8 protein-coding genes and 1 pseudogene are annotated in these 9,933 nt (G+C 63.8%); 5 read left to right on the forward strand and 4 right to left on the reverse strand.

The window, feature by feature from the left end:
• Positions 1 to 358 precede the first annotated feature (358 nt).
• The 3 genes from CJ226_RS16870 (at position 359) to CJ226_RS16880 (ending at position 3,551) form a co-directional block, all read left to right on the forward strand.
• The gene (locus CJ226_RS16870) at positions 359 to 583 is read left to right on the forward strand and encodes an SHOCT domain-containing protein (protein WP_308409692.1); all 225 of its coding nucleotides are present in this window, start codon (positions 359 to 361) and stop codon (positions 581 to 583) included.
• Positions 580 to 2,037, forward strand: coding sequence for a multicopper oxidase family protein (locus tag CJ226_RS16875; RefSeq protein ID WP_102209889.1), 1,458 nt, complete (start codon positions 580 to 582; stop codon positions 2,035 to 2,037). The genes CJ226_RS16870 and CJ226_RS16875 overlap by 4 nt, the downstream gene beginning before the upstream one ends.
• Before the next feature lie 318 nt (positions 2,038 to 2,355).
• Positions 2,356 to 3,551, forward strand: a protein-coding gene (locus CJ226_RS16880; RefSeq protein ID WP_102209890.1) for an IS3 family transposase whose coding sequence is annotated in 2 segments (ribosomal slippage) — positions 2,356 to 2,665 and positions 2,665 to 3,551 — 1,197 coding nt in all. Because the reading frame shifts where the segments join, the coding sequence is not laid out codon by codon here.
• Here CJ226_RS16880 and CJ226_RS16885 read toward each other — a convergent pair.
• A complete protein-coding gene (locus CJ226_RS16885) occupies positions 3,535 to 4,803 on the reverse strand; it encodes a hypothetical protein (RefSeq protein WP_102209891.1) in 1,269 nt (422 codons plus the stop codon). The two genes, CJ226_RS16880 and CJ226_RS16885, sit on opposite strands and share 17 nt — an antisense overlap.
• Before the next feature lie 520 nt (positions 4,804 to 5,323).
• Between CJ226_RS16885 and CJ226_RS16890 the strand changes: the two genes are divergently transcribed.
• Positions 5,324 to 6,841, forward strand: a complete 1,518-nt coding sequence (locus tag CJ226_RS16890; protein ID WP_026529634.1) for a hypothetical protein — start codon at positions 5,324 to 5,326, stop codon at positions 6,839 to 6,841.
• Here the strand turns inward: CJ226_RS16890 and CJ226_RS16895 are convergent.
• On the reverse strand, positions 6,792 to 7,700 hold the full coding sequence (locus CJ226_RS16895) for a DNA adenine methylase (protein ID WP_102209892.1): 909 nt from the start codon (positions 7,698 to 7,700) through the stop codon (positions 6,792 to 6,794). The genes CJ226_RS16890 and CJ226_RS16895 overlap by 50 nt on opposite strands.
• Before the next feature lie 331 nt (positions 7,701 to 8,031).
• Positions 8,032 to 8,361 (reverse strand): hypothetical protein, encoded by a 330-nt coding sequence (locus CJ226_RS16900; RefSeq protein ID WP_026529636.1) that lies wholly within the window; start codon positions 8,359 to 8,361, stop codon positions 8,032 to 8,034.
• Positions 8,362 to 8,571: 210 nt separating this feature from the next.
• On the opposite strand from CJ226_RS16900, the gene CJ226_RS16905 reads away from it, so the two are divergent.
• Entirely contained in the window at positions 8,572 to 9,567 is a 996-nt protein-coding gene (locus tag CJ226_RS16905) for a DNA-processing protein DprA (RefSeq protein ID WP_102209893.1), read from the forward strand.
• A gap of 22 nt (positions 9,568 to 9,589) precedes the next feature.
• On the opposite strand, the pseudogene CJ226_RS16910 reads toward CJ226_RS16905, so the two are convergent.
• A pseudogene (locus CJ226_RS16910) lies at positions 9,590 to 9,933 on the reverse strand (conjugal transfer protein); the annotation flags it as partial.

Consider the following 9,933-nt stretch of genomic DNA (forward strand, 5'->3'; position numbering starts at 1 on the left):
GTGTTCCGGTGGGCCAACCGCTACAACACCCGAAGGCGCCACTCCGCGATCGGCCACATCACCCCGAACACCTACGAAACCGCCTACGCGGCGACCACGTCCGCTACCCTCGCGGAAGCGGCATAACCGAAACGACACCGTGTCCACGATCGAGGGTCAAGGCCCTGATTCACCCGCAGCAGTTACACACGGTCGGTGAATCGGGTCTCGACTAGAATTGAGTCCAATGACTCGATGACTGTTGGAACAATTACTGTTTCGCCGAGATCATCTCAACAGTTGCCGCGCCGTCTTTGGATACAGCACCTCGGAGGTGATGGAAATGGGGTCGAATGGGGGCCACATGGGCTGGTGGGGTATGGGCTGGAGTTGGGTCTTCCTCGTCCTGCTCGTGGTGGGAATTGTCATACTGATCGTGGTTCTTGTTCGAGTCTTCGCCGCACGTGGGCCTCGACAGACACCTCATCGCATCGGGACCAGTGGGGCTCGTGAGTTGCTGGATGAGCGCTATGCCCGTGGAGAAATTGACACCAGTGAGTACGACGAGCGACGTCAACGACTCGACGGAGCACCTGACGCATGAAACCGATCACCCGTCGACAGGCGCTCCAGCTCGGGGCTGTGGGAGGGCTCGGTGTCGTTATTGGAGGGATCGGTCTCTCTCAGACAGGTCTTCCCTGGGGTGGGCGCGTGGCTGATGGTGATCTGCTGGTTGAGCCAGAGGTGTTACGCAGCAGCGGTGGTTTGCTGCAGGTGGATCTTGTCGCCGCTCGTCGCGAGGTGACCATCGCCGGGCGACAGGTACAAGCCTTGACCTACGGGGGCACATTGCCGGGGAGAACCTGGTGGGTGCGACCGGGGGACACCATCGAGGTGCAGTTGCGTAACGAACTGGACACCCCAACCAACCTGCATACCCACGGGCTACAGGTTTCTCCCTCGGGGAATAGTGACAACCCCTTCCTCTCTATAGACCCTGGGCAGAGTTTTGGTTACCGGTTTACCTTGCCAGAGGATCACCCGTCTGGTGTGTGCTGGTATCACCCTCATCGGCATGGCTCAGTCGCTGACCAGCTATTCGGCGGCTTGTACGGTGCACTTATTGTCGAGGATGAAAAAATGCCGGTCAGTCGAGAGCGGGTGCTCGTCGTCTCCGACATTTCACTCACCGCTGGAGGACAGATCGCGACCGCCTCGGGCATGGACGTGATGATGGGCCGTGAAGGTGATCTCCTATTGGTCAACGGCCAGCACCGCCCACACATGTCGGCACGACCTGGGGAGCGGGAACGCTGGCGAGTGATCAATGCGTGCACTTCCCGTTACCTACGTTTGGCCTTGCCCGGGCAGCGCCTGGAGTTGCTGGGGATCGACGGGGGTCACGAACAGGCTCCCCGGGAAGTGCGGGACGTGCTCCTGGCTCCCGGTAATCGCGCCGACCTTCTCGTGAGCATGAGCGCCGGTAGTGGTGAGTTTCAGACACTGGGCTACGACCGTGGTGGAATGGGAATGGGAATGATGGGAGGTCGAAACCTCTCCGGAGCTGAGGCCATTGCCACGCTCACTGTCTCCGGGCAAGAGACTTCTACGCCAGATACGGTGCCAGTTCGCTCGCCGGTTCTTCGGGATCTACGCGAGCAGCCTGTTGCGCGGCGGCGGGAGATTGCCTTCACCATGGGAATGGGGTCGATGATGCGCGGTGGCGGGAGCATGATGGATCTCGGATTCGACGGTCGTACTTTCGACATCGACCGAGTTGACCAACGCGTTGCTGCGGGAGCCGTGGAAGAGTGGCTCATCACGAACCCCACACCCATGGATCACCCCTTCCATTTACACGTATGGCCGATGCAGGTGATCGAGACGGACGGGCAACCGGTCAGCGAACAGGTTTGGCGTGACGTCGTCAATGTTCCTGCCCAAGGTCGAGTGCGGGTGCTCATCGACTTCGCTCGTCACCCGGGGCGCACCGTATACCACTGCCACATCCTTGATCATGAAGATGCTGGCATGATGGCCATCGTCGATGTCGGCTGACCAGCTGCAGCGGCGTTGCGGCCTGGCCAAAACCCACCGCTGCCGCGTAGTTTCCGTTACTTGATGTTGCCGGATGCACCACGTATTGTTGAAGTAACACGGCAGGCTCGCTTCTCTAGATGAGACGCGAGCTTGTTCTTTTTCTACCTCAGTGCGAGACACCCAGGCTTGCCAAACGAGATTCTACGGAGACGGCAGAGGCACTCCTGGACTGGTGGCAGACACCAAATACCGATCTGCCAACTGCTTCTGGCGCTTGACCCCTGATCTTGGACACGCTGATTCCAGCACGGCGCTGGGGAAGCGAGAATCCAAGGGATGGCTAGGAAGAACTACACGGACGAGTTCCGGCAGCGGGCGGTGGACTTGTATGAGTCCACGCCTGGGGCGACGTTGAAGGCGATCGCGGCGGATCTGGGGATCTCCCGCGGTGCGTTGCGGGAGTGGGTTGAGAAGCTCGGCTCCGGGACGACGACCGCCGGCAGAGCGTCGACGTCCGCGTCGGGGCGGTCGGAGTCGCCGGCGGCGAAGATCATGCGGCTGGAGGCCGAGAACGCGCGGCTGGAAGCGGAGCGGATCAAGCTCGAGACGGAGCGGGATATCCTCCGCCAGGCGGCGAAGTATTTCGCCGGGGAGACGAACTGGTGAACCGCTTCCAGTTCGTTGAGGACCACAAGGACGCCTACGGCGTGAAGCGGTTGTGTGAGGTCATCGAGATCGCCAGGTCGTCGTACTACGCCTGGCTGGACGCCGCCCCACGGCGGGCGGCGAGGGCCGCCGAAGACGCCGCTCTCGTGGCTCGCATCCGGGTGCTGCAGGACCCCGCACTGGGCGGGGACCGCGCCTACGGTGCGCCGCGGATCACCGCGGACCTCAACGACGGCGTCGCCGCGGCCGGGCGGGTGAATCACAAGCGGGTCGCCCGGGTGATGCGGGAGCACCAGCTCGCCGGGATCCGGTTGCGACGGAGGGTGAAGACCACGGTCCCGGACCAGTCCGGCCGCCGCTTCCCCGACCTCATCGGACGGGACTTTTCGATCGGTGACCCGAACCGCCGGTACGTCGGCGACATCACCTACCTCCCCATCGCTGACGGCACGAACCTCTATCTCGCGACCTGCATCGACCTCGGCTCTCGCAAGCTCGCCGGTTGGCAGGTCGCCGACCACATGCGCACCGAACTTGTCGAGGACGCCCTCCGCGCAGCGGCTCGTGATCGCGGCTCGCTGGCCGGCGCCGTGTTTCACAGCGACCACGGCAGCGTCTACACCTCGAAGGCCTACGCCGAGCTCTGCGAGCGGCTGAAGGTGACGCAGTCCATGGGTGCGATCGGCTCGAGTGCCGACAACTCACTGGCGGAGAGCCTCAACGCCGCGCTGAAACGCGAGCTCCTCGAAGGCGCCGCGGCGTTCCCCGACCGGGCCACCGCCTACCGGGCCGTGTTCCGGTGGGCCAACCGCTACAACACCCGAAGGCGCCACTCCGCGATCGGCCACATCACCCCGAACACCTAGCGGGGAGGCTGTGGTGCGGTTCGTTCGTCTTCCGGAAGAGCCGCGACGCGAGCGCGCCGTACCCCTCGACATCGAGCGGCCCCTCCAGGAGGACAACGGTTCTCGCGCTCAGCGCTGCGAGAAGCTGCTCCAGGATGAGCCTCCGGTTGACTCGGCCCGTCTTGTCCGTGACTGCAGAGAGCTGGTGCTGTCGTCTCTCGCCGTGGCTGACCGTGAGCCGAACCAGCTCACCGGGATCGAATGCTCGTACTACCTCAGGACGGCGCGTTGTGAGGATCGCTTGCCCTGCCGTTACGTGGATGAGCCGCGCCATGTGTTCAGATGACGATGCGTCAAGGCGATCTCCGAAGTCATCGCCGATGATGACGACGCCTGATTGTGCATCTCGCGCGGCTGCGATGGCTTCAGCGGCCGAGAGCACACTCTCGAGAGTCGACCCCTGGGAACGGACGGGAAGGGCCCCGGCCGCACCCATCGAGATCGCTGGTTGAAGCGCTCTGAGGAGGGCAGCCATAGAACCGTCATCCGCCAGAAAACTGATGTCGGCGGAGTCATCGATACCGAAGAGAGTCTGCGGTCCGGAATCAATGACCTTATCCAGAACGCTAGTGACCACCTCCGTCTCAGAGAACGACCCGGTTGCAGCATGGACGGCCGAATCCAGATCGGTGAGGGCGCTGTCCAGGCCACCAGGATCGGCATCAGCAAGGAGTGCTCTCAGGACTCCCTCTGCCCGCAGCTGGAGAGCCGGCGCACTGTCAACGAACTGGACAGGCAGAGACTCACGCTCGATCCGGCTCGCCTTCTTGAACACACCGGCAGCGGGATCACTTCGCGCCGGGTAATCGACCCAGTGCTCGCCGGTGTCCGTATCGAGGTCATATCGTGCGCGATAGCACAGACGTACGCCCAGAACCGCGTCGCCCGCGTTGCTTGGCGTGGCGATCTCCCCGGTTGCCCGGTCGAACGTTTCCAGATTCTCGCTGAGAAGAGTTTCGAGGTCCTCCCCGAGGTCGAGGAGAGTCACCTCTACCTCCGTCAAGGACTCTTCATCGCCGTCAGCAGGTCGGTAGACGTCGAGAGGATTCACGCGGGACCGAGTACTGCGGGCGTCGAGAACCCGGCGCAGGGCCTCGACGATGTCAGTGCGGCCCGCCTGCGGCTCACCTGCAAGCACCATGTTCTCTGGCACCACGAGCGCTGCATGGCGATAACCCCGGAAACGTCCGATACGGATGCGCGCGACCCTCATTGGCTACTCCTTGCATGCCCCCCAATGCAAGCTGAGCGCTCGGCTCGCAACGGGACGATGAGCGTGAATCAACGGACCTTCTCCCGCTCGGAACCGGCGGCTCCCATGCCTATCGTCCCACGGACTGTGGTCAGTACCAGGCGGCGACGCACCATGGCCGTCCCGTGAAGACACGCGACGACAGGTTCCGTACAAGCGTCCGAAGTGGCAGCTCGGCCTCGTTTCCGTCTGGTTCCGCAGTTCACGCGACCACGCGGCGTCGCCGGCAGGCTGCATGGTTTGCATGACCGTGGTCCCGTGCCTGGGCGCCTGCCCGCGTCGAGAACTGTCACGGCGTCACGGGCGCCTATGGCAACCAGTTCGTGCGTTCGCGCGTCAGAGGAGCTTCGGTTGATGCGCCTCGACGTGTCTCAGCCCGATCGCGAAACAGCGCGGCTACAGTTGGGACTGAACGACAGCTCTCGTCCGTTCGGCACCGAGGGCGTAGATCGCCGGACGGATCATCGAGACGAGGCTGGACATGGCTTACGAGCAGCTACCCATCGTGGAGGTCGAGCTGAGCCGGCTCCTGCTCGACCTGGAGAACTACCGCATCCCGACTCGTCGCGACGATGAAGCCGGAGCCTTGAAGTATCTGTTCGCTTCCGAGGACGTCCTCGGCGCGGCGCGGCTGATCCTTCGCGACGGCTACTTCGACAACGAGGTGCCGATCGTGATCGCGGCGGAGTCACGGGACGAGCCGCCTTCGTACATCGTCCTGGAAGGCAACCGGCGCGTCAGCGCACTCAAGGCTCTCTACGACCCGACGATCGTGCCTGGTCACGAAGCCGAGGTTCGCTCACTGCTCAAGCGGTACGCAGTCGAGGCAGAAAACCTCCCCGAGCGAATCCGCGTGATCGTGGCGCCTGATCGCGCGACCGCCGCCCCGCACGTTGCCCGACTGCACACTGGCATCTCCAAGAAGCGGTGGAGCCGCGACCAACAAGCAACCTTCTACTACTCACTCGTGGACGACCAGACGACTGTGGAGGACGTCAAGGCGCAGTACCCCGATGTCGAGGTCGCAAGGTTCATGAAGATGGCTGTGATGCGACGCTTCCTTGCCGCTGCGCCATTCTCCGATCACACCCTCCGGCAGTACGCCGCCAGCGACGACTTGGCGATGTCGGCCTTTGAGTACGCGTACCGAAGTAAGGACATCGCGGCTGCGATCGGGGTGGAGTTCGATAGAGACGGCATGTTGCTTCCTCGGTCCTCAACTCCCGAAAAGATCGCGTCGAAACTTCCAAAGAAGAAGCTCGGTGCATTGGAGTATCTAGTCGGGGAGTTTCGCGCTGGAAGGCTCAACACCCGCTCTCCGGAGCTCAAGAAGCGTGATGACGCCTACCAGCCGTTCGTGGACCGTCTCAACGGTGTACCCACTACAGCAACGCCGACACCATCACCCGCCGCGCCCGCACCACCGACTCCGCCTGGACCGTCGCAAGGTGTCAGCCACGGAATGCCTCCAAGCGGTCCCGGTAGCGCGACCGGCGGGGCAACGCCACCCCAGCCTGAGCCTCCGAGCGGAGCAGGAAGCCGTGGACCGAACCATCCAGACACAAAGGACACGCTCGATCTGTCTGGCCTCGACTACGAGAACGCACCACTGAACCTCAAACTGCGCTACTTCGAGCTACGACGGATCAACCTGGGAAACTTGCCTATCGCGTCCGCGATCCTATTGCGCTCTGTTCTCGAAGCCACCATCAAGGTCCATTTCGAGGGCTCTGCAACGCCCGCGACAGGCGAGTTGAGTGCGGTTTTCAAAGTGGTCGCGCAAACCTATGGCTCGGAGAAGACTCTCAAATCGACCATCGGCGCCATACAGTCGGGAAACGCCCACAAACATGGCTCTATCCAGTGGTTCAATCTCATCGCGCACAGCGCAGATGCGTCAGTGACCGCAGAGGACGTTCGGCAGGCGTGGAAGGTGGTCAATCCGCTGCTCAGGCGCTTGTTGCGTCCGCCATTACAGTCTGCCCCTGCAACGCCTTGACCACACCGGCGACCGCGGGCGATGCAACGAGTAGTTCTTCGGCCTGCCCCGGATACCGCGCGGAGTAGGTCAGTTCCAAGCGGCATTGGAAGTGCTCGCGATACAGCTTCTCAATCAGTGGAGCCGTGTCATACGTCATGAGCCAGTGCGCCTTCTCCACCGTATTGACGATCGCCGCGAGGGCTGCGTGATCGCGCCCGTCGAACGCGTTGAGGTAGAGCTGAGACCCCGCCTGAACATAGGGCGGATCGATGTACATAAATGCTCGATCGTCCTGAGCGTAACGCTGGATCACTGTCCTGCCGTCAAGGTCTGAGACCGTGATCTGATCGGCCAAGCCTCCGATCGCAGTCAATCGTTCGATGAGCGTTTCGCGATTGAAGCGGGCGTCAATCTTGTATCTCCCTTCCTGCCGCTGACCGCCGATAACTCCGGCATTCAGAATCCCTGAACGATTGGTCCTGTTCAGAAAGAAGAAGGCGAACCCGAGGCGGAGTGAATCTCGCTCATCGCGCGATCTGTATATCTCTCGCTGCTTCTGCCATTCAGCGATCGTAAGTGGGACGGACGCAACCATTTCAACGAAGCTGGCATTGTCTCCGACCGCAGATTTCCAGAAGGCGTACACCGCAGGGTCAATGTCGTTGACAACCAGTTCTTCGACAATGCCCTCACGGAGCAACGCAATCCCAGCTCCCACGCCACCGGCATATGGCTCGATATAACGTGCACGCTCGACCCTGAGAGCATCGATGATGTCGCCAAAGAAGCCAGCGAGCGCCGCCTTTCCTCCCGGATAGCGGAGCGGCGAGAGCGTTCCGTACCGACGTGACGCGACAACCCGCAGCGTGTCACTCATCAGGACTCCTTCCCCGCTCGATGCGCGGCGACTCGACAGCGAGCCGAGCAGAAGCGCGCATCACCTCGCCCGAGGAACGCCTGATCGCAGCGCTCGCAGTTACGCCACGCCTTACGGCGACGTAGCCGCTCATGACGCAGCGCTCGATCAACGTCAGTGAGGCCCGCGTCGCTCAGGCTCGTGAAGTCCTGCATGTAACGGATACTACTCGTAAGGACATCACAGAGCCATCGACACGCCGAATCGATGCGGTACACCGTGAAGGGACGCGCCAACCGAATGCGACTGTGTCGTGGTCAGTGCCCTATGGCGCGGTGGGCTCGCCTGCGCGTCACCGCGAGGACGGCACCGGTTGCCGTTCGCGACGCTCCCCCGCACGGACACTTATGAGCTGGATCAGACTGACGGGGCCGATCCAAAGGAACTTGAAGGCGTTCCAGACGAACACCAGGACCAGCAGGTAGAGCCAACCGGGACCCCCGTCGTTGATGATCGTGGTGCAGATCGCCGCGGCGTAGAAGTAGACCCCGGCGAGCAGCATCGCGGGGACGCCCCACTTCAGGCCGCGTCGTGTGCGGATCGCGTTGAGCAGCAGGTTCGTGGGTGCGTAGCGGAGTACGCCATAGCCTCGTGCGCTGAGCGCCACGGACGTCCGGAGCATTGCAGGCCTCTTTCCTCGTCATAGCGCGACGGTGTTCCGTCGTGGAGGCGGCTATGAACCGAGTGCCCGCGAAGGGCCGTCCCGAAGGACCCGCATAGTTTGCTGAACCTGCCTCGCTACCGAGTTTACGACTGTCCTATGGCAGAGGGAACCCCATCGGCAGGCGGGCGTGTACCTCGTCGGTGACCTTGGAGCGAGAGGACACCGATCATGGCCACGTTGGCGGAGCAGGTGCAGGGTGAGCGGATGGCGCGGGTCGCGTTGTCGATGATCGCCGAGCCGAACGACCCGATCACGGGGTACGTCCTGGCCCGTCACGGCGGGGTCGAGGCGCTGCGGCTGATCGAGTCCGACGACGAAGTGCCCGGCCTGGCACGCGCCGACACACTGATGTGGCGCGAACGACTGACGGCGCGGGTCACACCCGGCCTGCTGGATCAGATGGCTCAGGCGGAGCGGCATGGATTCGGCACGCTCATCCCCGCCGACAAGGAATGGCCCGCCGGCCTGAACGACCTGAGCGATCGTGCGCCGTACCTGCTGTGGACTCGCGGTGCGGTCTCGTTCTTGATGACGGCGCTGAGCGATCGGGCCACGATCACGGGCGCTCGCGCTGCGACCGCCTATGGAGAGCAGGTCGCGGGCGAGCTGGCGGCGGGTCTTGCCGATGAGGAACGGGTCGTCGTCTCCGGTGGCGCCTATGGGATCGAAGGGGCCGCGCACAAGAGCGTGCTTGCCGCGAGCGGTCAGACGATCGCCGTTCTGGCCGGCGGGTTGGACCGCCCCTACCCGGCCGGGCACAGCGAGCTGCTGAATCGCATTGGGGATGTCGGCTTGCTGGTGAGCGAGCTGCCGCCGGGAGCCGCACCGACCAGACACAGGTTCCTGGCCCGCAACCGCCTGCTGGCGGCGCTCTCGGGTGCGACCGTGATCCCCGAGGCCGGTCCTCGGTCCGGGTCGATGACCACTGTCATCGCCGCACGCGAACTCAGCCGGGGCGTCGGTGCGGTGCCCGGCCCGGTGACGAGCGCGGGGCCGAACGAACTCATCAAGCAAGGCTTCGCCTCGCTCGTCACCCAGCCCAGCGACGTGATCGACCTACTCGACGCCGACAGAACCCCGGACCGGACTGTGACGCGGCCCGAGGTCGGACGCGAGTTCGGGCACCGGCACCCGTCGCCGGGCACGCCGGGGCGCTCTCTCTGACGGCCGCCCTCGCTGGACGGGTTCACAAGCTCGGTGCGGGGCGTGATGTGGTCGCTGGCCGCACCGCATCAGCCGTCGTGCCTTCGTGAGCGATCGCCTGGGCGCGGTTGAGGGCGGCGCGGGCGCGGATGGCGTCGATCTTCTGGCTGGTGCTCTCCGGCGTCGGGCCGAGCGGGGTCCGGTCGTCGGTGATGCCGTAGCGGTCGCGGTAGGCGGCGACGGTGCGAGCGGCACGCCACCACGCCGCCTTCTGCTTGTGGCCCCTCGGAGCCGCGCCGAGGTCGGCCGTCCACGGCTCCTCATCGGTGAGGTAGCCGCGGAGCACGGCGTCGGCGCGGCCTTCGATCAGCTCGCGGCGCTCGTCCA

Origin of the sequence: Microbacterium sp. UMB0228 (genome assembly GCF_002871415.1) — a bacterium.
In the GTDB taxonomy this organism is placed as follows: domain Bacteria; phylum Actinomycetota; class Actinomycetes; order Actinomycetales; family Microbacteriaceae; genus Microbacterium.